This window comes from Kitasatospora sp. NPDC088861 (assembly GCF_044750105.1).
In the GTDB taxonomy this organism is placed as follows: Bacteria; Actinomycetota; Actinomycetes; order Streptomycetales; family Streptomycetaceae; genus Kitasatospora.
Window position 1 is genome coordinate 127,629 of the sequence record NZ_JBIVJF010000018.1, and the last position, 23,613, is coordinate 151,241.

Sequence of the window (23,613 nt, forward strand, 5' to 3'; positions counted from 1 at the left end):
TACCCGCCCGACGGCCCTCTACGGCGCCCGCGGGGCCGTGCCGGACACCGTCGGGCGGGCCGGGTGGCCGGCGTCCGGGGCGGTGGCCGCGAAGGCCGTCCAGGCCGCGGCGGCACCCGCCAGCAGCAGGACGGTGGCCAGCAGGACGGCCAGCAGCCGGCGGCGGCGCAGCAGCGCCTGCCGGTCCCGGCGGTGCCCGGTGCCCGGGGCGGTGCGCTGGGCGCGGGACTCCGCGGCGTACGCGGCCAGCTCGTCCGCGGAGGGGCGGCGCAGGCTGGTGTGGGTGTCCCGGGTGGAGTCGGGGGCGACGCCGGGCACCAGCGGGACGGCCGGGCCCCGGCGGCGCTTGTGGATGCCCGGGCCGGCGTCCACCTCGGCGTACACGGCCTCACCGGGGGTCAGCGCCTCCTCCGCCGGGGCACGGCCCTGGGAGGGGACGGCCAGCACCGGCAGGCCGGCCAGCGAGGGCAGCTGCTCGCGCAGCCGGGCGGCCAGCTCGGCGGCCCGCAGCCGGGAGGCCGGGGCCTTGGCCAGGCACTCGGAGATGATCCGCCACAGCCCGTCCGGCAGGCCCGGGATCGGCGGCACCTGCTCGGTGACGTGCCGGCGCAGCACCGCGCCGGTGTGGCCGCCGCCGAACGGGGTGAACCCGGCCAGCAGCTCGTACAGCACGGTGGCGAGGGCGTAGATGTCGACGGCGGCGCGCGGCTCCAGGCCCTCGATGATCTCCGGGGCGAGGTAGTCGGGGGTGCCGATGATCCGGGTGGCCCGGGTGCGGCGCGGGGCGTCGACCAGGCGGGCCACGCCGAAGTCGGTGAGCTTGGCGCGCGGGGCGCCGCCGGGGCCCGGGGCGGCGGCGAGGTCGAGCAGGACGTTCTCCGGCTTGACGTCGCGGTGGACGATGCCGGCGGCGTGCGCGGCGGCCAGGCCGTCGGCGACGTCCGCGATGACCGAGGCGGCGGTCTGCGGCGGGAGCGCGCCGTCGCGCTCCAGCCGGGAGCGCAGGTCGGTGCCCTGGACCAGCTCCATCACCAGGGCGAGGTCGCTGCCGTCCACGACCATGTCGCGCACGCCGACCACCCGGGGGTGGTCGAGGCTGGTCAGCGCGGCGCGCTCCTGGACGAAGCGGCCGACCAGCACCTGGTCGGCGGCCAGGTCCTCGCGCAGCAGCTTGACCGCCACCGGGCCGTCGGGCCCCTCACCGAGCCAGACCGTCCCGGCCGAACCCCGGCCGATCACCTGGTGGACGGTGTACCGGCTGCCGATCTTGCGTGCCAATGCTGCTCCGTGGGCGGCGCGGGAGCGCGCCCGGGGGTCCGGTGCGCTCGATGGGGCGGGACAACAGCGACCAACCTACGCGCCCCGGCGCCCCGCGCGGGCCGCCCGAGGGCCCTGGGCGGGCAGTCTCGGGCGAGAAATCTTATGAATTGTCGACAAAGCGTCAATCCCGCCGCGCGGGCCCGGTCCTGGACCGGGCGGCCCCGCGCGGCGGGGCCTGGCCCGGCGTCAGTTCTTCGAGCTGCCGAACAGGGCGTCCGCCCAGTCGCGCACGGTGTTGAACCAGCCCTGGACGTTGTCCCAGTAGTGCGGCAGCGACGTGAAGTTCCACAGCGCCACCCCGGCCACCACCAGCACCACCAGCACCATCAGGCACCCCTTGAGGCAGCCGAGCCCGGGGATGTACATCCGGTTGCGGCTGCGCGGGCGCCGCTCGCGCGGCGGGGCGGGCTCGCGGCGGTCCTGCTCGCGCGGCTCCTCCCGACGCTGCGGGGGCTCGCGGTGCTGCGGCGGCTCGCGGTGCTGCGGGGATTCGCGGTGCTGCGGCGGCTCGGCCCGGCGCGGGACCGGGGTGGGCGGGGGCGGCGGCGGGTAGCCGCCCTGCGACTGCCCGTACGCGGCCGGAGCCGGCCGGTAGCCGCCGGGCGGCTGCGGACGTCCACCGGGCCCGGGCTGCGGCTGGCCGCCGTGACCGGTCTGCCCGGCCTGGTAGCCCTGGCCGCCCTGACCGCCCTGGTACGGCGGCGGGGCCACCGGCGGCCGCTGGGCGTACCCGGGCGGCGGCGGGCCCTGGCGCCGCTGGTCGGGGTGGTAGCCGGCCGGCGGCTGCGGTTGCTGGTAGCCCGGGCGGCCGCCCGGCCCGGCCTGGAAGGGCCGCGGGGCGACCTGCGGGTCCTCGAAGTCCTCCGGGCCGAAGTAGCCGACCTGGGTCTGCTGGTTGCGGTCCCGGGCCGCCCGTAGCTGCGTCTGCCACGGGTGCGGCGTCTCCTCCCCCGGAGCGCCCGGAGTGCCCGGAGCGCCCGGCGGGAGCGGCGGCACGACGGTGGGCGGCATCACCTGGGTGCGGTCCGGGGCCCCGAACGGCGGGGCGGGCGGCGGCTGGGTGCCCATCACCCGGGTCGCCGCGGCCGGGTCGTACTGCGCGGCCGGGTCGTACTGCGGGGCCGGCGGGGCGGCCGGAGCCGCCGGCGACAGGCCGGGGACGCCCACGCCTGCGCTCGGGACGGAGGTCGGGCGCGGGTCCGGCAGCAGCAGCGAGCCGACCGCGAGCGCCTCGTCCACCGCCGCCGGGGAGGCGTGCACCCCGACGCCGGCCGCCACCACCCGCAGCGCGCCGGCCAGCGAGGTCGCGGACGGCCGCTGCGCCGGGTCCTTGCGCAGGCAGCGCTCGATCACCGTCCACAGCGGCTCGGGCATGGTGCTGGGCCGCTGCGGCTCCTGCGCCAGGTGGGCGTGGAGGAGCGCGATCGCGCTGTCGCCCTGGAACGGCTGGCGGCCGGTGACCAGCTCGTACAGCATGATCCCGGCGCCGTAGACGTCCACCGCGGAAGTCTGCGGGCGGCCCTCGGCGGACTCCGGCGCGATGTAGGCGGGGGTGCCGACGAACTCGTGGGTGCGGGTGATGCCCGGGGAGTCGGCGAGGCGGGCGATGCCGAAGTCGGTCAGCATCGGGTGCATCTGCTCGGTGCCGTCCAGCACCGTGGAGGCGAGCAGCACGTTGGCCGGCTTGAGGTCGCGGTGGACGATCCCGTCCTCGTGGCTGGCCGCCAGCGCGTCCGCGACCTGAGCCATCAGCAGGGCGCCGGCGATCGGGCTGAACGGGCCGTTGGAACGCAGGTAGCGGGCCAGGTCGGGGCCGTCGATCAGGTCCATCACCAGGGCCAGCAGCTCGCCCTCGACCACCAGGTCGCGGACCCGGACGATGTTCGGATGGGTCAGTCGCAGCAGCAGCGAGCGCTCGCGCAGGAAGCGCATCACGACGTCCGGGTCGGCCGCCAGTTCCTCGCGCAGCACCTTGATCGCCACCAGCTGCCCGGGCTCGCTGCCGGGCACCTGGACGTCGGGGCGCACCCGGCCGCGCCAGACCGTCCCGGTGGCACCCCGTCCGAGGGTCTCCTCAAGCAGATACTTGCTGCCGACTGGCCGCACCTGTCGCACTCCTCGTCGTGCCGCCCGCGCGGGGCGCTCCTCCGCCGGTGCGGTGAGCCTGCCGGGCCCGTGTCTGCGGCCACTCTAACGGTGTCCGTTCAGGTTTTTGGGGCGACCGGCAGGCCATCCCGGAGGGGTTGGGGGACATCCCCTAGGGGAGTTCCCGGACCGGTTCGGCGGGCCCGCCGACAGGGCCCCCGCCGCACCGGTTGACCTGACCCTCCGTCGCCTCCACCATGGCGATGATCGCAAGATCGTCAAATCCGGTACGGTGCGCGGACTGTCCGTGACGGATGGCAGGATGGACACTCGCCACTCGTGTGGCCCAAAGGGTCGCCGCGGCCGCCCCGCGCGCCCGCGACGACACCGGGCAGCGGTACCAGGCTCCACACCAGCAGAAGGGACCCGCGGGCGAGATGCAGATCCGGCTGACCGTCCTCCGACCGCGCAGCGGCCCGACCGCCGCCGGCTCCGCCATCCCCTACGTGGACGTGCTGGTCACCGCACCCGTCGGCACCGCGCTCGGCTCCCTCGCGGGCGCCCTCGCGGGCGCCGTCGGCGTGCGCGGGCCCCGGGCCGCCACCCACGTGCACCTGTACGCCGGGGCGCACCGGGTCGACGAGCACACGCTGCTCGGCCACCCCCCGCTCCTCGACGGGGCCGTCCTCAGCCTCAACGAGGCCGACCCGACCGCCGACGACCCCGACGACACCCCCGCCGCCGCCGAACTGCGCGTGGTCGGCGGCCCGGACGCCGGCGGAGTGCACCGGCTGCACGGCCGGGAGATCCGGATCGGCCGCTCCGGCGAAGCCGACGTCCCGCTCGACGACCCCGACGTCTCCCGGCTGCACCTGGCCCTGCACCTCGCCGACGACGGCAGGATCACCGTCCGCGACCTCGGCTCCACCAACGGCACCACCCTGGACGGTCGGCTCGTCCCGCCCGGAGCCCCCGAGGAAGCCGTCCCGCTGGAAGCCGGCGCCCTGCTGCGCATCGGCGAATCCACCCTGCACGTGGCCGCCCCCGACCCGGCCGACGGCACCGGCCGCGCCGCCCTGCCCGACGGCCACGGCCACCTCCAGCTCGCCGCCCCCGGCCCGGTCCGCCCCACCCCGCCGGTGGCCGAACCGCCAGCGGCCCCCGAACCCGCCCCCGGCCGCGGCCGCGGCCTGCTCTCGCTGCGGCTCGGCCGCACCGCCGAACCGCCCGGCCAGGAGAGCGCCGAACGCCACCACACCGCCGTACGGCTGCGCCAGGCCGCCGCCCAGCGCGAACGATGGCCGGATCTCGCCACCCTGCTGCTCAACGCCGTCGGCCCCGGCCCCCGGCTCTGGGAGCGCGGCCCCGGCCACCCCGACGCGCTCACCCTGCGCCTGGGCACCGCCGACCGCCCCGGCGGCCCCGGCACCGCGCCCGGCACCATGCTGCCCGCCGTCCCCGTCACCCTCGACCTGCAGACCGCCGGCAGCCTCGGCCTCAGCGGCCCGCGCGAACGCCTGGACGCGCTCACCCGCGCCGTCGTCGCCCAGCTCGCCGCCCTGCACCCGCCGACCGGCCTGAGCCTGGTCGTCGTCGACGCCGACCAGGCCCGCACCCCCGAAGAACGCGCGGACACCTGGGCCTGGGCCCTCTGGCTGCCCCACCTGCGCCCCGCCGACGGCCAGGACTGCCGCCTGCTGCTCGGCCTCGACGACGAACAGGCCACCGCCCGGCTGACCGAACTCACCGCCCGGCTCAGCGGCCCGGCCGGCCTCGGCGGCCACCCCGCCACCGTCGTCGTGGTGGACGGCCGCCCGACCACCGAGACCGCCCGGCAGGCCGTCGACCTGCTGCTGCGCCAGGGCCCGGCCGTCGGCATCTTCCCGGTCTGCCTCGCCGAGCAGCCCGAACTGCTCCCCCGCGGCCTCGGCGCCACCGCCCTGATCACCGGCGAGGTCGGCACCCAGCTCTCCCTCGACCGCCCCGTCGCCCGCGGCCGGGAGACCTTGCACGAGGTCTCCCTGGACGCCGTCTCCGACGCCTGGGCCGAACGGCTCGCCCGCGTGCTCGCCCCGCTGCGCGAGGCCGCCCCGGCCGCCCGCGGCCCGCTGCCCGACGCGCTGCGGCTGCTCGACCTGCTCCAGCTCGACACCGTCACCCCGGCCAAGCTGTCCGCCCGCTGGGCGGCGCACGCCGGCGGCATCGGAGCCGCCACCGCGCTGCTCGGCACCACCCGGGACGAGCTCTGCACGCTCGACCTGGCCGACCCCGAACTCGCCCTCCCCTCCCCCGACCCGGGCGGCCCGCACCTGCTCATCGGCGGCGCCCGCGGCTCCGGCAAGACCGAGCTGCTGCGCACCCTGGTCGCCTCGCTCGCCGTCTCCGAACGCCCCGAGCGCCTCACCGTCACCCTCATCGAGGGCCGGTCCACCGAGGACGGCCTGGACGGCTGCACCGAACTGCCGCACGTCACCGGTCTGGTGAACGCCGCCGACGACCCGCGGGCCGCGCTGCTCGCCGCGGAGGCCCTGGAGGACGAACTCGCCCTGCGCGAGCGGCTGTTCGACGGACTGGACTTCGCCTCCTGGCACGCCGCCCGCATCCTGGACGGGCAGAGCCTGGACGCACAGAGCCTGGACGGGCAGGGCCTGGCCGGACAGAGCCTCGTCGGACACCCGGCCGTCCCGGTGCCCGCCGTCGTCGGCGCGGCCTCCGCCGCCACCCCGAAGATCATCCACCCGCGCAGCGGCGACGGCGCCCGGCCGGTCACCTCCCCCGCCGCCGTCCCCTGCCCCGCCCGCCTGGTCGTCGTCGTGGACGACTACGACGCCCTGCTCTCCCCCACCTCCCCGGCCGGCCGCCCGCTCGCCCGCGCCCTCGCCGCCGTCGCCCGCCACGGCGGCCCGCTCGGCGTCCACCTCGCGGTCACCACCGGCCACCCGGAGGAGAGCGCCGGCACCGAGGTCGACGAGGCCGCCCTGCTCCGCATCGCGCTGCGCACCGAGGACCCGGCCGACTCCGACCTGCTGATCCACCTCGGCGACGCGGCCGCCCTGCCCGAGGACACCCCCGGCCGCGGCTACCTGCGCCTGCCGGACGGCGGCGTCACCGCCTTCCAGACCGCCCGGATCAGCGGCCGCATCCCGCGCACCGCCACCCTGCGCCCCACCGTCGTCGCGATCGACCCGCTCCAACTCGGCGCCCCACCCGCCCGCCGCCCGGTCCGCGAACTCGGCAACGGCCCCACCGACCTCGCCCTCCTCGCCAGCGCCCTCCAACGCGCGGCCGCCCACTGACCGGGCAGAACGACCTCCACCGCCCCTGCCGCGATCACCATCGCGGCAGGGGCGGTGCGCGTACGGACCTCCCCGAGACACCCGGGAGCCGGCGGGCCCACATCCGAGGACGCGGGCCCGCCCGACCGGCCTCGTACGCCGAATGCGGGCGCTGCCACGACCCGGTGCCCCGCCCGGGGTTCTGCCGCGCCCGTGCGGGCCTCGGCGGCAGGGCCGTCGCCGTCGACGCGGAGCACCGTCGCCCCCCCCGGCGGCGTCACCCGGGCCCGTGCGGCCCTGCGCGGACGGCCCGGGCTTCCCGTGGTGGCGTTCGACGGCTGATCACCACGGGCGGCCCTTCATCCAACCGTCAGGCGGTCAGGCGCACTTGATCTCGCGGTTCACCACGGCCATCCCGGCGACCTTGTCGCCGTCCACGGTGAACTCGTACTGCCAGCCCTGCTGCCCCTCGACCGGCATCACGTACTTGCCGCCCTTGGCGAGCTGGAGGCCCTTGGCGCCGTACGCCTGCTGGAGCGCCTCCACGGTGGAGCCGGCCCCGAGGCCCTCGGCCGTCTTCGCCTCGGCCGGGGCAACCAGTTCGCGCAGGCCCGTCGCCGCGAAGGAGACCCGGCCGGTGGCCAGGTACGCCTTGTCCTTGGCCTCCTGGGCGAACCGCAGGTCGACCAGGGCCATCGTCGCGTCCGCGATCGCCTTGGCGGCGTCGGCCAAGCCCTTGGCCCCGGCGGCGGAGCCCGCGGCGGCGGCGGCCGCGTCCTTGGCGGAGGCGTTCGGCGGCAGGGTGCCCCCCGGGGCGGGCGCCTTGCCCGAGGCCGCGTCGGCCTTGGCGTTCAGGTCCTTGTAGCGGGCCTCGGTGGCCGCCTCGGCGGTCATCCGGGCCTGGTCCGGCGCCGGGCCGCCCTTGTAGACGAAGTCCGTGCAGCCGTCGAGCAGCGAGACCGGCACGCTCTCCAGAGCGCCGGTGGCCAGCCCGGCGTCCTTGGCCATCCCCGGCTTCAACCCCCGGTACCCGGCCGCCGCGAAGGCCTCCGGACCCTTCGACGTGGACGCGGGCGCGGGCGTCGCCGCGGGCGCCCCGGTGGTGGCCGGAGCCTTCGCGGTGTCCTTCTCGTCCTTCTTGACATCGGACGTACAGGCCGCCGCACCGGCGACCAGCAGTGCCACCGAGATGCCCACGCCCACTGCGCGGACCAAGGCTCGGTTCTTCCTCATGCCACAACCTTCACTTGATCATTCGATGGTCGCCGCATCGAGAGTGCGACCACGGTCTACAGACGGTTTCTCAGGAGCAGTACGTGTTGTGCTTGACCAGGGCGAGGCCGGCGACCTTGCCCTCGGCCATGGTGAACTCGTAGAACCAGTCCGGGCCGCCGTTGCCGCCCTCGGCCGGGAGTTCGTACTTGCCGTCCTCGGTCGGCTTGAGGGCCTTGCCCTCGTAGGCTCGCTCGAGCTCGTCCTCCGCCGAACCGGCGCCGACTCCCTCGGCGGTGCGGGCGTCCGCCGGGGCGACCAACTGGCGCAGGCCCTCGGTGCCGAAGTTGACCCGGCCGGTGGCCAGGAAGGCCTGGTCCCGGTTCTTACGGGCGGTCACGATGACGTCCGCCTCCTTGAACAGCGCGTCGGACTCCTGCCGTTCGGCGGCCTCCTGCTTCAGCCGCTCCTGGAGGCGCTCGCTGTGCTTCACCATCTCCTCCGGCGAGGCCCCGGGCGCCAGGGTCTCGAACGGCTTCCGGTTCGCCCGCATCTCGTCGATCCTGGCAATCGCCTTGTCGGACTTCGCGCGGGCCTCCGTCTCGGCCGCCATCCGAACCGGGTCCGGCGCCGGGCCGCCCTTGTACGCGTAGTCGGTGCAGCCGTTGAGCAGCGAGACCGGCGACGGCTCCAGGGCTCCGGAGGCGAGCGCCTCGTCCTTGGTCATCGACAGCCGCAGTCCGCGGTAGCCACCGGTGCCGAACGGCTGCGGCGGCGTGCTGGCCGCCGAGGTCGCGCCGGTCTTCCGCCCCGCGTCCTTGCCGCCCTCGCAGGCCGCCGCTCCGGCCACGACCAGAGCCACCGTCAGTACGGCCCCCGCCGTGCGCGCGCTGCGCGTCATCCCCACGGTGATCCCCTCCCCTGTGTCGATCACACACGGTAGCGAATATGCGGGCATGATCCACAATCGGTTTCCACACCAGCGGAAGGGCCGTCGCCGTGAACGGCCGACGACTGGCCACCCCGCCGTCCGCCGTCTTCCGTAGGCGGCGGACGGCAGCTGCCGGTCAGTGGGCCGGGGGCTGCACGGCGAGGCCGCGGGTGTAGTGGGCGGCGGCGAGGACCGAGGCCATCAACTCGGCGTCGAGCACGGAGGCGTCGGCCAGCCGGGTGGCCGCCGCGTGGGAGGCGAGCAGCGTCTTGGTGACCCTCAGTGCGGCCTCGGGGCGGCGGGTGACGGGCCTGACCCACTCGGCCACCGCCCCGTCCAGGTCCTGCTCGGGGACGACGCGTTGCAGGATGGCGAGCTCCCGCGCCTCCACCGCGCCGACCGGGCGGCTGGTGAGGATGATCTCGCGGACCCTGGCCGCGCCGACCTCGTGGAGCAGCCGGGGCAGCAGGCCTCCCCAGGCGACGGGCAGGCCCAGGGCCAGCTCGGGCAGCCGGAAGACGGCGTTGTCGGCGCCGACCCGCAGGTCGCAGGCGAGCGCCAGGGCGAAGCCGGCACCGGTGGCCCGGCCCTGGACCCGCGCGACGGTCACGGCGGAGCTGTTGGTGAGGGCATCGCAGACCCTGCGGGCCTTCTCCCCGTAGTTCCGTATGCCGCCGCCGGTCGGGTCCTGGTCCAGACCCGCGAAGAGTTCGTCCCGGTCGCCGCCGAGGCAGAAGTCCCGGCCGGCCCCGGACAGCACGATCACGCGCACGGCCGGATCGGGTACGGCCAGCACGGCGAGGAGTTCGTCCAGCATGGCCGAGGTGACGGCGTTCCCGGTCGCCGGGCTGTCCAGCTCGATGTGGAGCACGGGGCCCTGGCGCTCGGTACGGACCGTACGGGCCACCGCGGGCGCGGGGACGGGCTCCGGGGCGGGCGACGCGACGGGCTCGGGGTACGGGTACGGGAGGTACGACGGCTGCGCCGCGTACGGCGGGTACTGGGGAACCTGGGGAACCTGGGGAACCTGCGGGGACACGTTCATGCGGCCACTCTCAGGGACGTCACCCGGTGGAAGACCATCCGGGGTGCGTACTCGGGCGGGCTCACCGCCCGCAGGGTAGGGAAGCGCCGCAACAGCTGGCCGAGCAGGGCACGTGCCTCCAGCCTGGCCAGGCCCGCGCCGAGGCAGTAGTGGGCGCCGCCGCCGAAGGTGAGGTGGGTGCCCCGGCGGAGCACGTCGAAGGCGTGCGGGTCCGGGTTGCGGCGCGGATCGCGGTTCGCCGCGCCGTACATCACGTGGACCATGGTGTCCTTGGGCAGGAACACCCCGGCCAGCTCGGTGTCCTCGCCCGCGACGCGGCTGTTGACGCGGATCGGCGGGTCGTAGCGCAGCGCCTCGTCGATCGCGTCGTCGATGTGCTCCGGCCGCTCCCGCAGCCACTCCCACCGGCCGGGCGACCGCAGCAGCGACCACACCAGCGAGGAGAGTAGCGTCGCCGTGGTCTCCAGCGAGGCGATGGTGACGAACATGGTGAGCTGGTAGACCATCCGGTCGGTGGCCTCGCGGTCGGACTCCAGCGCGTCCCAGGTGCGGATCCAGCCGGCGATCACGTCGTCGCCGTCGTTGTCGCGGCGCTCCCGGACGAGGCGGGTGAAGTACTCGCGCAGGTCCATGGTGGCCTGCTCCGAAACCGCCAGCTGGCTCTTGGTGGGCAGGAGTTCCTGGGCGTGCACCTGGTTGTGGGTCATCGTCAGGATGTGCGGGTAGTCCGCCGGGGCGATGTCCAGCCAGCGCCCGACGGTGCCGATCGGCAGCTGCTCGCTGACCAGGGACGAGAGGTCCGCCTCGCCGTCCGCCCGTATTCGCTCGGCCAGGCGGTCGAGCAGCCCGGTGACGTCGGCCTCGATCTCCGGCTGCATGTCCCGCAGGGTGGCGTGGTTGAAGAGGTTTCCGAGGCTGCGCCGCTGCCGGGTGTGCTCGGGGGCGTTGAGCCGGGAGAGCGTCCGGCTCATCTCCTGGGTGGCGACGGCCTCCCAGCGCTCCGTCCCGGTCTGCCGTTCCTGCCAGGCGAAATCGGGGACGAGCCAGGTCCTGCCGCGCAGGACCTGGTCGCACGCGTCGTACCCGGTGACCAGGTAGCCGCCCCAGGGCGCCGGGACGAGGTCTCCCAGCGCCCGCAGCCCGTCGTAGACCGGGCTCGGGTCGGCGAGTCCCTCGGCCGACCGCAGCCTGCGCAGGAGCGGCACGGCGGCGCGGCGGTCGACCACCCTTCCGTCCGGGCGCTCCGGGTCTGCGGGGCGGGCTTCCAACGTGGCGGTCACACGGGGCTCCTTACGCGCGGGCGGGCAGTACGGCGGCGATCTACCCAGCAACAGCGCGCTCAAGCGTCGATCCGTGTTGCCCCCGTCACGTACCCGCACCGCCGTCGGACTCCGTTCACGCCGCGGTGGCGGAACGGCTTCCGACGGCGCGTCGGATCGGAGCCCGGGGTGTGTCAGACCCGGAAGACGTCCAGGAAGGAGCTCCACCACCCCTTCTTCTGCCCGGCCCGGCCCGGCGCGGGGGCGGTGGCCTGCGGGTACGCCTGCGTCGCCTCGGGGCCGACCGGCGATCCGCCCGGCGCGGTGTCCGCACCCGCGGCCGGCCGCGTGGTGCGGGCGGGCGCCGGGCTGAACCGCACCGGCAGCGAGACCAGGCCGCGCTGGAACGGGCCCGGCCGCCACTCCACGCTCTCCGCGGGCACCGCGAGCGTGACGTCCGGGAGGGCGTTGAGCAGGCACTCGATCGCGCTCAGGGCGATCAGCTGGGCCGGGGACTTGGCCGGGCACGCGTGCGGGCCGGCGCCCCAGGCCAGGTGGGCCCCCTTGCTGAGGGTCAGCCGGGCGTCCGTCAGCGCGGGGTCGCTGTTGGCGGCGGCGAAGCTGATCACCACCGGGCTGCCCGTGTCCATCGGGACCCCGCCCACGTCGAGGTCCTGCATCGGGTAGTGCGTGGCGTAGTTGGCGATCGGCGGGTTGTTCCACAGCACGTCGTCGAGGGCGTCCTCGATGCGCAGTCCGGAGCGGCCCTCGCCGGACAGCAGCAGGAGCAGCGCGTTGCCGATCAGGTTGCGCTCGGGCTCGACGCCGGCGCCCATCAGCATGACCAGCTGGTCCTTGAGCTCCTCGTCCCGCAGGCCGGCCGGGTGCTGGATGAGCCACGAGGTGATGTCGTCGCCGGGCTGGCGGCGCTTCAGCGCGACCAGGTCCATCAGACAGGCGGTCAGCTCCTCGTTGGCCTGGATCACGTCGAGGCCGTCGAAGAGCGCGGACATGCTGCGGGTCAGCCGGTCGCCGATGTCGGCCGGGCAGCCGAACAGCTGGTTGAACAGCAGCAGCGGCAGCAGCTTGGCGTAGTCGTTGAGCAGGTCGGCCCGGCCCAGCGGACTGAACTGGTCGATCAGGTAGCCGGCTATCCGTTCGACGTGCCGGTTGAGCCGGTTGTCGTTGAGCCGGCCCAGGCTCTCGGTGACGGCCTTGCGCAGCCGCAGGTGCTCGGCACCGTCCGTGAAGAGGCAGTTGGGCCGGTAGAACATCATCGGCAGGACGGGGCTGTCCAGCGGCACCCGTCCTTCGTTGAGCGCCGCCCAGCGCCGCGAGTCCCGGGCGAACATCCCCGGGTTCTGCAGCACCCGCAGAGCGGCCTCGTGCGAGGTGACCAGGGTGGCCTCGACCCCCGGGGCCAACTCCACCGGAGCGGCGGGACCGTTGGCGCGCAGCTTGTCGTAGACCGCGCCGGGGTCGGACGAGAACATCTCCCCGTAGAGCGGTGTGCTCACGCCGACGTGCATCGGGCAGCCCTGCGGAGGCGACTGCGGGGCGGGTCGCTGCGGAGATTCCATGGGTCGTTCCTTGGAGGTGGCCCCGGGCGGGTGCGGACCCGGGAGGCGTGAGGGGAGGGAGGCGTGGGGGAGGTCAGGAGTCGCGGGGGAGGTCAGGAGCCGCGGTCGAGGTCAGGAGGCGCGGTCGAGCAGGTGCCGGACGAGCGTCAGCAGGGCGTTGGCCGAGGAACGCTGGTCCCGCGCGTCGCAGAACACCACCGGTGTGTGCGGCAGCAGGTCGAGCGCCTCGCGCAGCTGGTCCTCTGTGTACTCGTCCTGCCGGTCGAAGCTGTTGACCGCCACGGCGTACTCCAGGCCGTACTGCTCGATCAGGTCGATGACGGGGAAGGTGTCCGCGAGGCGGGTCGGGTCGGCCAGCAGCAGCGCCCCCAGCGCGCCCCGCGCCATGTCCTCCCAGAGCTGCATGAACCGTTGCTGCCCCGGCGTGCCGAACAGGTACAGCACCAGGTCGTCGCCGAGTGTCAGCCGGCCGAAGTCCAGGGCGACGGTCGTGGTCTTCTTGTCCGGTACGCCGCGGAGGTCGTCGACGCGGATGGACGCCTGCGTCATGCTCTCCTCGGTGCTCAGCGGGGCGATCTCCGACAAGGCCCCGATGAGCGTGGTCTTGCCGACCGCGAAGTGCCCCACGACCAGGATCTTGACCGCGGTCGTCACCGCGCCCGGGACGTAGATGTCCTCAGGCGAACCGGCGTTGAAGTCCATGCAGTACCTTCTCTAGAAGTCTCGGATCCGGGGCCTGGGCCGGGGGCGGGGCCGACCGGCACAGCAACCGTCCCTCATGGATCAGGTCCGTCAGCAGCAGCCTCACGACCCCCACCGGCAGCTCCAGCCGGGCCGCGACCTCGGCCACCGAGAGGTAGCCGCCGGAGCACAGCTCCCAGATCGCCCGGGTCTCCGGGCTCGGCAGGGCAGGGAGGTCCTGCTCGGGCGCGACGGTGACCAAGGTGATCAGAGACAGGGCTTCCGCACTCGGTAACTCGCGCCCACCGGTGATCACGTAGGAGCGGATGAAGCCGCCGGTGACCCGCTGTTCCTCGCCGCCGGCCGTCATGAGCCGCTGAGCGTGCTCTGGCGCGGCGCCGCCGACATCGCCCGTCCGAGCGCGCCCACCTGCTGCTGCATCCGGAAGGACATCGCCTCCATGTCGACGTCGGGGGCGGTGGAGGCGGCCAGGTACGCGCCGCTGCCGGCCGCGATCAGGAAGATCCAGCCGTGGTCGTACTCCAGCAGGGTCTGGCGCCAGACCCCGGCGCCTGCGCCGTCTCCGCCGACGAACGGGGCGACCGCGCGGCTCAGCGACTGCATCGAGCTCATCGCGGCGGCGTTGGTCTCCGCCTCGTCACGGCCTATCTCGCTGGACCGTTCGAGCAGGAGGCCGTCGGCGGAGACGAGGATGGCGTGCCGGGCGCCGGGTACCTGGAGTACGTCGTTGAGCACCCAGGAAAGATCGCGGCTCACTGGATCTCGGTTCCTTCCGTGTTCGTGGTGTTACGCCCGGACAGCGTGCCGCGCTGGAACGCGCCGAGGCGGGACGGCGTGTTCTGGCCGGGGCTCCGCGCCGGCGCCTCGGCCCGGCCGGGGTCCTGCGGGGAGGGGAGGACCGACACCGGGCGGTGGCGGCGGCGGCGGGGCAGCTGTCCGTCCGCGGTCATCTCCGGTTCCGTCACCGCCGCCGGCGGCACCGGGGCCAGGGGCGCCGCCGGTTCGGGCAGCGACACGAGTCGCTGACCGGGGGCCTGCGCCCAGGCCGGCGCGGGCTGCTCCGCCGGCGGGGCCTGGTAGTCGCCGCGCGCGCCCTGGTGGTCACCGTGCGCGGCCTGGTGCTCGCCGTGCACGGCGGTGGCCGGGGCCGCGACCTCGCTGCTGAGCAGCTCGGCCGGCAGCAGCACCACGGCCCGCACGCCCCCGTACGGGGAGACCGAGTCGACGGAGACCCGGAAGCCGTAGCGGGCGGCCAGCATGCCGGAGACGGCGAAGCCGAACTTCGGGGGGTTGCCCAGGCTGGTGAGGCCGATCGGCGCGCCCGGGTTCAGGAGCACCGCCGCGCGGTCCTTCTCCTCCTGGCCCATGCCGAGGCCGGCGTCGTCGACGATCAGGCAGACGCCGGTGGGGACGGCCTGGACGCTGACCTCCACCGGGGTGTCCGGGGCGGAGTAGTTGGTCGCGTTGGCGAGCAGCTCGGACAGCACGACGGCGACCGGCTCGACGACCTTGCTGACGAGCGCGACGCTGACCTGGGAGTGGATCCGCACCCGGTCGAAGTGCCGGATCCGGCCCTGGGCGCTGCGGACCACGTCGTAGACCGAGGCGACGCTCTCACGGCGGCCCAGCCAGCCGCCGCAGAGCACCGCGATGCCCTGGGCACGCCGGCCGAACTGGCTGTTCGTGTGGTCGATCGTCATCAGGTCGGCCAGGATCTGCGGGCTGTCGCCGTACTTCCGCTGCACCTTGTCGATGACGACCTGCTGCTCGTCGGCCAAGCCCTGCAGCGTCCGCATCGCCGCCTTGAGGACGGCCTTGGTGTCCTCCTCGGCGTCGCGGCGGACGTCCGTCAGCTCGGACGCGTGCTGGCTCCGCAGGTGGTCGTGCAGCACGGCGAACTCGTCGCGCTGCCGCTGCGCCAGGGCGCCGGCCTCCTCCAGGGAAACGTTTCGCCGCCGCAGGGCGAGGTTCGTCCTGCGGGCCTGGAGGGCCGCTCCGACGGCTACGAGCATCACCACGATGAAGACCCAGAAAAAGGGTTCCTGCACAAATGACGTCATGAAACTCTCTTCAGGTGGCACCGCGTGGAGCCGGTCCGGGCCCCAAGGCGCGAATGGGACTGGCGGCCTGAACCCCTCCGAAAGACACCTGATGTCACATCACATCGCGGTGCTTTCCGGCACGGGACCTGCGGCGACGCCTATCGCGGAGTCAGCCTACTGCAACTCCTGGTAGGTCAGAACAGCTACCAAAAAGGGCAGTTGGGGCGAAGTTCCGCGACCGGCCGGGAACTCCGGTGGGACTTGGCGGACTTCGTAGCGCGACGTTAATCGCAAGGACATATCCCGACCACGCCCCGGCTCGTGCGCAGCGTGACGACTCCGTCACCATCCGGAATCCGCCGCCCGTCGGCCGGTCGCGAAAAGCGGCGGGCCCGCGTCCGTGGACGCGGGCCCGCCGCCTGGCTGTACCGCCGGCCGTCAGCGCATGGAGCCCGTGCGCAGGAGGGTGCGGATGACCCGCATCGCGACCGAGAGGCTGGACAGCTCGTAGTTGTCCGAACCCCTTATGTCGTCGAGGGTGCTCTTGGCGCGGTTCAGCAGGGTGGCGTTGAGGTCCGCCCAGGCGCTGTAGCGCTCCTCCGGGGTGGCGCCCTCGGGGCCGCAGGCGAGGATGTCGGCGGTCAGCGCCGCGTGCGCCGCGAAGAGGTCCTCGCGGATCGCGGCCCGGGCCATCGACGACCAGCGGTCGGTGCGGGGCAGCTCGATGATGCGGTCGAGCAGGTGGGTGATCTGGAGGCGGTCGGCGAGGTCGTAGTAGAGCTCGGCGACCTCGGCGACGTCCTTGTCGGAGCGGTCCGCGACCTCGCTGATGTCCAGGGTCGGGAAGGTCGAGGAGAGGCCGGCGATCCGGGTGGCCAGTTCCTCCGGCACCCCGGCCGAGGCGAGCTCGTTGTAGACGGCCTCGAACCAGACCAGGTCGTCGCCGCGCAGCGGCTTGGGCAGCGAGCCCCAGACCTGGTCGACCCGGTCGTGGAAGAACTCGATGGTGCCGGCGATGTCGAGCGGCTGGCGGCGGTTGTTGAGCATCCACCGGGTGGCACGCTCGACCAGGCGCCGCGAGTGCAGCCGCATCTTGGTCTGGACCCGGGCCGTGACCTCGTTGTCCAGGCCCTCGATCTCGGCCCAGATGTCCTCCAGGTCGAACACGGCCCTGGCGGCGGTGTGGGTCCGGGCGATCTCCTCGTAGGTCGCGCCGGTCTCCTCCTTCAGCCGGAAGGCGAAGGTGCAGCCGCCGCGGTTGATCGTGTCGTTGACGATCAGGGTGGTGATGATCTCGCGGCGCAGCGCGTGGTTGTCGATCGCGTCGGCGAACCGGGCCCGCAGCGCGCTCGGGAAGTAGTCGTGCAGCGCGGTGCGGAAGTACGGGTCGTCGGGCAGCGCGGTGGCGAGCAGCTCCTCGGCCAGCGTGATCTTGGTGTACGCGAGCAGGACGGACATCTCGGGCTGCGAGAGGCCGCGGCCGTTCTGCTGGCGCTCGCGGATCTGGCGCTCGGTGGGCAGGAACTCCAGGCCCCGGTCGAGCTGGCCGGCCGACTCCAGCCGGTTGATCATCCGGGAGTGGACGTTGACCATGCTGTGCGCCTGGGCGACGGCGTTGGCCAGCACCACGTTCTGCGCGTAGTTGTTGCGCAGCACCAGGTGGCCGACCTCGTCGGTCATCTCGGCCAGCAGGACGTTGCGCTGCTTGACCGTCATGTCGCCGTCGGAGACGACCTGGTTGAGCAGGATCTTGATGTTGACCTCGTGGTCCGAGGTGTCCACACCGGCCGAGTTGTCGATGGCGTCGGTGTTGATCCAGCCGCCGGTGCTCTCGGGGCCGCCGACCGCGGCGTACTCGATGCGGCCGAGCTGGGTGCAGCCGAGGTTGCCGCCCTCGCCGATGACGCGGGCCCGGACCTGGTCGCCGTTGACGCGGATGGCGTCGTTGGCCTTGTCGCCGACCTCGGCGTTGGTCTCGGTGGAGGCCTTGACGTAGGTGCCGATGCCGCCGTTCCAGAACAGGTCGACCGGCGCCTGGAGGATCGCCTTCATCAGCTCGGCCGGGGTGAGCCGGGTGTCCTGGACGCCGAGGGCGGCCCGGACCTGCGTGCTGAGCTGGATCGACTTGGCGGTGCGCGGGAAGACGCCGCCGCCGGCCGAGATCAGCGACTTGTCGTAGTCGTCCCAGGAGCTGCGGGGCAGTTCGAAGAGCCGGCGCCGCTCGGCGTAGGAGGCGGCGGCGTCCGGGTTCGGGTCGAGGAAGATGTGGCGGTGGTCGAAGGCGGCGACCAAGCGGATGTGCTCGCTGAGCAGCATGCCGTTGCCGAAGACGTCGCCGGACATGTCGCCGATGCCGATGACCTTGAAGTCCTCGGTCTGGGTGTCGACGCCGAGCTCGCGGAAGTTGCGCTTGACCGACTCCCAGGCGCCGCGGGCCGTGATGCCCATGCCCTTGTGGTCGTAGCCGGCCGAACCGCCGGAGGCGAACGCGTCGCCCAGCCAGAAGCCGTAGGACTCGGCGACGCCGTTGGCGATGTCGGAGAAGGTCGCGGTGCCCTTGTCGGCGGCGACGACGAGGTAGGTGTCGTCCTCGTCGTGGCGGACGACGTCGGCCGGGTGGACGACCTCGCCGGCGACCAGGTTGTCGGTGATGTCGAGCAGCGCGGAGATGAACGTCTTGTACGAGGAGATGCCCTCGGCCAGCCAGGCGTCCCGGTCGACCGACGGGTCCGGCAGCTGCTTGGCGACGAAGCCGCCCTTGGCGCCGACCGGCACGATGACGGTGTTCTTGACCATCTGCGCCTTGACCAGGCCGAGGATCTCGGTGCGGAAGTCCTCGCGCCGGTCGGACCAGCGCAGACCGCCGCGGGCGACCTTGCCGAAGCGCAGGTGCACGCCCTCGACCTGCGGCGAGTACACCCAGATCTCGAACGCGGGGCGCGGGGCCGGCAGGTCCGGGATGGCCTTCGGGTCGAACTTCATCGACACGTAGGAGTGCCAGTCACCGGAGCCGTCGTGCTGGAAGAAGTTGGTCCGCAGGGTGGCCGTGATGAGGTGCAGGAAGGAACGCAGGATGCGGTCCTCGTCCAGCGAGACGACCTCGTCGAGCGCGCCGGACAGCTCCTCCAGGATGCCCTCGGTCAGCTCGGCGGCGCCCTGCTGGTGGCTGGGGCTCAGCCGGGCCTCGAACAGGTTGACCAGCAGCCGGGTGGTGTGGGTGTTGTTGCGGAGCGCGTCCTCCATGTAGTCCTGGGAGAACGTGGAGCCCGCCTGGCGCAGGTACTTGGCGTACGCGCGCAGCACCGTCGCCTGGCGCCAGGTCAGCCCGGCGGTGAGGACCAGCTCGTTGAAGCCGTCGTTCTCGGCCTTGCCGGTCCAGGTGGCGGCGAAGGTCTCCTGGAAGCGCTCGCGGGCCTCGTCGGTGAGCTCGGTGGCCTCGCGCAGCCTCAGGCCGAAGTCGTACACCCACGCGGTGGTGTCGTCGGAGCGGCGCAGCGCGTACGGGTGCTCGTCCAGCACCTCGACGCCCAGGCGCTGGAGCACCGGCAGGACCTCGGTGAGCGAGATCGGGCCGCCGACCCGGTAGACCTTGAAGCGGCGCTCGTCGTCGCCCGCGCCGACCGGCTGGTACAGGTTGAGGCGGAAGTCGCCCTCGCCGTGCAGCGACTCGATCTGCTTGATGTCGGCGACGGCGGTGCGCGGCGGGAAGTCGGCGCGGTAGCCGTCGGGGAAGGCGTTGGCGTACTTGTGGCCGAGCTCGGCGGCCTTCTCCTCGCCCAGTTCGGTGTGCAGCTGGTCGTGGAAGCCGTCCATCCAGAACCGGGCGGCCTCGGCGAGGCGGTTCTCGATCCGCTCGATGTCGGAGTCGGTGAGCCGCGGCAGTTCGGTGCCGGGGGCGACGCGGACCACGAAGTGCAGACGGGTCAGCACCGACTCGGTGGCGTACACCGTGTAGTCGATGGTGGCGCCGTTCAGCTCCTCCTTGAGGATCTCGGTGAGCAGCAGCCGGATCCGGGTGGTGTAGCGGTCGCGCGGCAGGTAGATGAACGCGGAGAAGTAGCGCCCGTACTCGTCCTGGCGCAGGAAGAGCCGCAGCTTACGGCGCTCCTGGAGGTACAGCACGCTGGTGGCGATGGAGATCAGCTCGGAGGCCGCGGTCTGGAACATCTCGTCCCGCGGGAAGGTCTCCATGATCTGCAGCAGGTCACGGCCGTCGTGGCTCTCGCTGGAGAAGCCGGAGCCTTCGAGCACCTCCTGCACCTTGCGGCGCACGACCGGGATGCGGGTGACCGACTCGGTGTAGGCGGCGGAGGAGAACAGGCCGAGGAAGCGGCGCTCGCCGATCGGCTCGCCGGCGGCGTTGAACTTCTTGACGCCGACGTAGTCCAGGTAGGACGGGCGGTGCACGGTGGAGCGGCTGTTGGCCTTGGTGAGGACGAGCAGCTTCTTCTCGTGGGCCTTGGCGCGGACCGGCGCGGAGAGGCGGCCGAAGGCCTCGCTGGCCGGGTGGTGGTGGTCGTCGTGGCCGCGCGGGTCGGAGCGCAGGATGCCGAGGCCGGTCCCGGCGACGGCCTTCAGGACCTCCTCGCCCTCGTGCTCGACCAGGTCGTACTCGCGGTAGCCGAGGAAGGTGAAGTGGTCGTCGGCGAGCCAGCGCATCAGCTCCCAGGCCTCGCCGACCTCCTGCTCGGGCAGGCCGGTCGGGGGCTCCTCGGCGAGCTCGTCGGCCAGGCGCAGCGCGCTCTCGCGCATCTTGCTCCAGTCCTCGACGACCTCACGGACGTCGCCGAGCACCCGGCGCAGGTCGGTCTCGATCGCGCGCAGGTCGTCGCGGTCGGTCTCGCGGTCGATCTCGATGTGCATCCACGACTCGACGGTCGCGTCGGCGGGCCACTCGGTGCCGGCGGCCTGGCTGCGGGAGCAGGCGTCGACGTCCAGGATCTCCAGCAGCTTGCCGGTGATGTCACGGCGGACGACCAGCTGGGGGTGGATCACGACGTGGATGGCGCGGTCCTGGCGGGACAGCTCGTTGGTGACGGAGTCGACCAGGAAGGGCATGTCGTCGGTGACGACCTCGACCACGGTGTGGCCGCAGGACCAGCCGTTCTCCTCGACCGAGGGGGTGTACACCCGCACCTCGGCGGTGCCCTGCGGGCGCTTGAGGCCCAGCCGGTAGTGGGAGGCCGCCGCGCCGTAGACGTCGACCGGGTCGCGGTCGACCAGGTCCTCGGGCGCGGTGTGGAGGTAGTAGTGGTGCAGGTACGCGGTCAGAGCGCCGTTGCTCAGGCCTTCCCCCGGCGCCGCTCCCCCCACCTGGCTGTTCTCAGCGGCTGTGGCTGCCTTCTTGAGCAGGTCGGCCTTGGCTGCGTCCAGCTTGGTCTGCATGACTTCTTGGCTCCTGTCGCGCGCCGTTGCGTGACTCGGTGGTGTGTGGGTGTACACCGACGGGTCACTCGCAATCCTGCCGCACCTTCCAACTGAAAGGGCTTCATGGCACGCATGAAATACCTTCGCAGTGGGTAGGACGATTCGTCCTGCGGAGCCACCCGACGACGCCAGCCAGCCTAACCGGATCAATCGAAGGTGGACAGGGACAGGGAGGCGCAAACCCGCAGGATGATCGGTCCGTCCTGGACACCATGTCCAAACCGGAGCCTCCCGTTCACTCTCAGCCCATGTGCGGGTACCGCAGGTCCGTGGGGGGAACGAAGGTCTCCTTGATCGCGCGGGCCGAGGTCCAGCGCAGGAGGTTCTGGGCGGCGCCCGCCTTGTCGTTGGTCCCGGAGGCCCGGCCGCCGCCGAAGGGCTGCTGGCCGACGACCGCACCGGTCGGCTTGTCGTTGATGTAGAAGTTCCCGGCGGTGAACCGCAGCGCCTCGACCGCCTGGGCGATGGCGTAACGATCCTGCGCGATCACCGAGCCGGTCAGGCCGTACGGGGCGCCGGAGTCGACCCGGCGCAGCACGTCCTCCCAGCGGGCGTCCTCGTAGACGTGGACGGCCAGGATCGGACCGAAGTACTCCGTCCGGAAGATCTCGTTGCGGTAGTCGGAGGAGACCAGGACGGTCGGCCGGACGAACCAGCCGATCGCGTCGTCGTACTGGCCGCCCGCCGCCAGCTCGATCGTCGGATCGGCCTTGGCCCGCTCGATGGCGTCCCGGTTCTTCTCGAACGCGCGCCGGTCGATGAGCGCGCCCATGAAGTTGGAGAGGTCGGTGACGTCGCCCACCGTGAGCGCGTCCACCTCGGCCACCAGCTCGTCCTTGATCTTCTGCCAGAGGCTGCGCGGCAGGTAGGCCCGGGAGAGCGCCGAGCACTTCTGGCCCTGGTACTCGAACGCGCCGCGGACCAGCGCCGCCTTCAGGATCGCCGGATCGGCCGAGCGGTGGGCCAGCAGGAAGTCCTTGCCGCCGGTCTCGCCGACGATCCGCGGGTACGTCCGGTAGCCGCCGATGTTGGCGCCGATGGTCTGCCAGAGCGACTGGAAGGTGGCGGTGGAGCCGGTGAAGTGCAGCCCGGCGAGCGCCGGGTCGGCGAGGGCGACCGCGGACAGCTGGACGCCGTCGCCGGTGACCAGGTTGACCACCCCGGGCGGCAGACCGGCCGCCTCCAGCAGCCGCATCAGGTAGTACGCGGCCAGGGTCTGGGTCGGCGCGGGCTTCCAGACCACGGTGTTGCCCATCAGCGCGGGCGCGGTCGGCAGGTTGCCGGCGATCGCGGTGAAGTTGAACGGGGTGATCGCGTAGACGAAACCCTCCAGCGGGCGGTGGTCCACCCGGTTCCAGACGCCCGGTGCGGAGATCGGCTGCTCGGCCAGGATCCGCCGGGCGAACTGGACGTTGAACCGCCAGAAGTCGATCAGCTCGCAGGCGGAGTCGATCTCGGCCTGCTGCGCGGTCTTGGACTGGCCGAGCATGGTGGCCGCGTTGAGGGTCTCCCGCCAGGGCCCGGCCAGCAGGTCGGCGGCCCGCAGGAAGACCGCCGCCCGGTCGTCGAAGGACAGCGACCGCCACTGCCGGCCCGCCGCGAGCGCCGAGTCCACCGCCGCGCGGGCGTCCTCCCGGGTGGCGTTGCCGAGCACCCCCAGCTTGGCGGCGTGGTGGTGCGGCTGGACGACGTCGATCCGCTCACCGCCGCCGAACCGCTGCTCGCCGCCGATGGTCATCGGCAACGGGATCTGCTCGGCCGCCAGCTCGTCCAGCCGCCGGACCAGCCGGTCCCGCTCCGGGCTGCCGGGCGCGTACCCCAGCACCGGCTCGTTGACCGGGAGGGGCACCTCGGTGACTGCGTCGATCGGCATGGCGGCTCCGTCCTGCTGACTGCTCCGGTGGGAAGGCCCGATCCACCGGACAGGCCCTGGTCCAGCCTGACCAGCGGCCGCGCGATCCGCCCGCTCAGACACGCGGACGGCGGACGTGGCGCCCGCCACGCCCGCCGCGGACGGTCAGCCCCGCCCCAGCCGCCCGGCCAGCTCGACCGCCTCCGCCAGGCTGTCCACCACCGGCACCCCGAGCGGCTCCAGCTTCTCCCGGGTGTGCGAGCCGCCGGTGTAGAGCACCGCGTGCGCACCCGCGCCCAGCGCCGCCCGGGCGTCGTCCGCGGCGTCGCCGATCAGCACCGTACGGGCCGGGTCCACCCGCTCGCCGAGCGCGGCCAGGTGCCGGGCCAGCTGCTCCGCCTTCTGGCCGCCGGACGGGCCGCTGCGGCCGTCCACCCGCAGGAACCGGCCGGTCAGGCCGAAGGCGTCGACCAGCGGCAGCAGCTTCTCGTGCTCGTACATCGACAGCAGCGACTGGCTGTGCCCGGCCTCCCGCCAGCCGTCCATCAGCTCGTGCACGCCGTCCGTCAGCCCGCAGGCCGGGCTCAGCTCCCGGTAGCGGTCGTGGAAGGCCTCGTCCAGCCGGAGCCACTCCTCCTGGGACGGCATCCGGCCGAGCAGCCGCTCGTAGAACCGGGGGATCGGGATCTCGTACTGCTCGCGGTACTCCCGCATGGTCATCGGCCCGACGCCGATGGTCGCGAACGCGGCGTTGCTCGCGCCGAGCACCGCCTCCATGTCGTGGAAGAGCGTGCCGTTCCAGTCCCAAACGATGTGTGTAGCCACGCGCGAAACGGTAGCCCCGACCACCGACACGCCGGTAGGACGGGGCTCACGCACCCTG

15 protein-coding genes are annotated in these 23,613 nt (G+C 73.3%); 1 reads left to right on the top strand and 14 read right to left on the bottom strand.

Going from position 1 to position 23,613, the window contains the following annotated elements; all coding sequences use genetic code 11:
* Positions 1 to 18 precede the first annotated feature (18 nt).
* Both ACIP37_RS26400 and ACIP37_RS26405 read right to left on the bottom strand, forming a co-directional pair.
* Positions 19 to 1,278, bottom strand: coding sequence for a serine/threonine-protein kinase (locus ACIP37_RS26400; RefSeq protein WP_363587364.1), 1,260 nt, complete (start codon positions 1,276 to 1,278; stop codon positions 19 to 21).
* Positions 1,279 to 1,506: 228 nt separating this feature from the next.
* Complete coding sequence (locus ACIP37_RS26405) at positions 1,507 to 3,426, bottom strand: protein kinase domain-containing protein (RefSeq protein ID WP_363628097.1); 1,920 nt, start codon at positions 3,424 to 3,426, stop codon at positions 1,507 to 1,509.
* Between the two features lie 320 nt (positions 3,427 to 3,746).
* On the opposite strand from ACIP37_RS26405, the gene ACIP37_RS26410 reads away from it, so the two are divergent.
* A complete protein-coding gene (locus tag ACIP37_RS26410) occupies positions 3,747 to 6,701 on the top strand; it encodes an FtsK/SpoIIIE domain-containing protein (protein ID WP_363587360.1) in 2,955 nt (984 codons plus the stop codon).
* 357 nt (positions 6,702 to 7,058) lie between these two features.
* On the opposite strand, the gene ACIP37_RS26415 is transcribed toward ACIP37_RS26410, so the two are convergent.
* The 12 genes from ACIP37_RS26415 to ACIP37_RS26470 all read right to left on the bottom strand — a co-directional run bounded on the left by ACIP37_RS26415 (position 7,059) and on the right by ACIP37_RS26470 (position 23,555).
* Positions 7,059 to 7,913 (bottom strand): hypothetical protein, encoded by an 855-nt coding sequence (locus ACIP37_RS26415; RefSeq protein ID WP_363628096.1) that lies wholly within the window; start codon positions 7,911 to 7,913, stop codon positions 7,059 to 7,061.
* Positions 7,914 to 7,983: 70 nt separating this feature from the next.
* Positions 7,984 to 8,793 (bottom strand): hypothetical protein, encoded by an 810-nt coding sequence (locus ACIP37_RS26420; protein WP_363587356.1) that lies wholly within the window; start codon positions 8,791 to 8,793, stop codon positions 7,984 to 7,986.
* A gap of 166 nt (positions 8,794 to 8,959) precedes the next feature.
* Positions 8,960 to 9,868, bottom strand: a complete 909-nt coding sequence (locus tag ACIP37_RS26425) for an enoyl-CoA hydratase/isomerase family protein (RefSeq protein ID WP_363628095.1) — start codon at positions 9,866 to 9,868, stop codon at positions 8,960 to 8,962.
* Positions 9,865 to 11,055 carry a cytochrome P450 gene (locus tag ACIP37_RS26430; protein WP_363628194.1) on the bottom strand — a complete coding sequence of 397 codons (1,191 nt, stop codon included), beginning with the start codon at positions 11,053 to 11,055 and terminating at the stop codon, positions 9,865 to 9,867. The genes ACIP37_RS26425 and ACIP37_RS26430 overlap by 4 nt, the downstream gene beginning before the upstream one ends.
* 266 nt (positions 11,056 to 11,321) lie before the next feature.
* The gene (locus ACIP37_RS26435) at positions 11,322 to 12,707 is read right to left on the bottom strand and encodes a cytochrome P450 (RefSeq protein WP_400810328.1); all 1,386 of its coding nucleotides are present in this window, start codon (positions 12,705 to 12,707) and stop codon (positions 11,322 to 11,324) included.
* Positions 12,708 to 12,818: 111 nt separating this feature from the next.
* Positions 12,819 to 13,409 carry an ATP/GTP-binding protein gene (locus ACIP37_RS26440; protein WP_350881092.1) on the bottom strand — a complete coding sequence of 197 codons (591 nt, stop codon included), beginning with the start codon at positions 13,407 to 13,409 and terminating at the stop codon, positions 12,819 to 12,821.
* Entirely contained in the window at positions 13,384 to 13,758 is a 375-nt protein-coding gene (locus ACIP37_RS26445) for a DUF742 domain-containing protein (RefSeq protein ID WP_350881090.1), read from the bottom strand. Before ACIP37_RS26445 ends, ACIP37_RS26440 begins: the two co-directional genes overlap by 26 nt.
* Positions 13,755 to 14,165: a roadblock/LC7 domain-containing protein gene (locus ACIP37_RS26450; RefSeq protein WP_350881088.1), complete on the bottom strand. Its 411-nt coding sequence runs from the start codon at positions 14,163 to 14,165 to the stop codon at positions 13,755 to 13,757. Before ACIP37_RS26450 ends, ACIP37_RS26445 begins: the two co-directional genes overlap by 4 nt.
* Entirely contained in the window at positions 14,162 to 15,469 is a 1,308-nt protein-coding gene (locus ACIP37_RS26455; protein WP_363628094.1) for an ATP-binding protein, read from the bottom strand. Before ACIP37_RS26455 ends, ACIP37_RS26450 begins: the two co-directional genes overlap by 4 nt.
* Before the next feature lie 420 nt (positions 15,470 to 15,889).
* Positions 15,890 to 20,836, bottom strand: coding sequence for an NAD-glutamate dehydrogenase (locus ACIP37_RS26460; RefSeq protein ID WP_363587348.1), 4,947 nt, complete (start codon positions 20,834 to 20,836; stop codon positions 15,890 to 15,892).
* A gap of 283 nt (positions 20,837 to 21,119) precedes the next feature.
* On the bottom strand, positions 21,120 to 22,745 hold the full coding sequence (pruA, locus tag ACIP37_RS26465; protein ID WP_363587374.1) for an L-glutamate gamma-semialdehyde dehydrogenase: 1,626 nt from the start codon (positions 22,743 to 22,745) through the stop codon (positions 21,120 to 21,122).
* A 150-nt stretch (positions 22,746 to 22,895) separates the two neighbouring features.
* Complete coding sequence (locus ACIP37_RS26470) at positions 22,896 to 23,555, bottom strand: haloacid dehalogenase-like hydrolase (protein ID WP_363587346.1); 660 nt, start codon at positions 23,553 to 23,555, stop codon at positions 22,896 to 22,898.
* Positions 23,556 to 23,613: the final 58 nt, after the last annotated feature.

Bases quoted from the DNA above. Each gene is read 5' to 3' on its own strand.
- ACIP37_RS26415 (WP_363628096.1), bottom strand. From the start codon at position 7,913: ATGAGGAAGAACCGAGCCTTGGTCCGCGCAGTGGGCGTGGGCATCTCG.
- ACIP37_RS26420 (WP_363587356.1), bottom strand. From the start codon at position 8,793: ATGACGCGCAGCGCGCGCACGGCGGGGGCCGTACTGACGGTGGCTCTG.
- ACIP37_RS26425 (WP_363628095.1), bottom strand. From the start codon at position 9,868: ATGAACGTGTCCCCGCAGGTTCCCCAGGTTCCCCAGGTTCCCCAGTAC.
- ACIP37_RS26435 (WP_400810328.1), bottom strand. From the start codon at position 12,707: ATGGAATCTCCGCAGCGACCCGCCCCGCAGTCGCCTCCGCAGGGCTGC.
- ACIP37_RS26440 (WP_350881092.1), bottom strand. From the start codon at position 13,409: ATGGACTTCAACGCCGGTTCGCCTGAGGACATCTACGTCCCGGGCGCG.
- ACIP37_RS26445 (WP_350881090.1), bottom strand. From the start codon at position 13,758: ATGACGGCCGGCGGCGAGGAACAGCGGGTCACCGGCGGCTTCATCCGC.
- ACIP37_RS26455 (WP_363628094.1), bottom strand. From the start codon at position 15,469: ATGACGTCATTTGTGCAGGAACCCTTTTTCTGGGTCTTCATCGTGGTG.
- ACIP37_RS26460 (WP_363587348.1), bottom strand. From the start codon at position 20,836: ATGCAGACCAAGCTGGACGCAGCCAAGGCCGACCTGCTCAAGAAGGCA.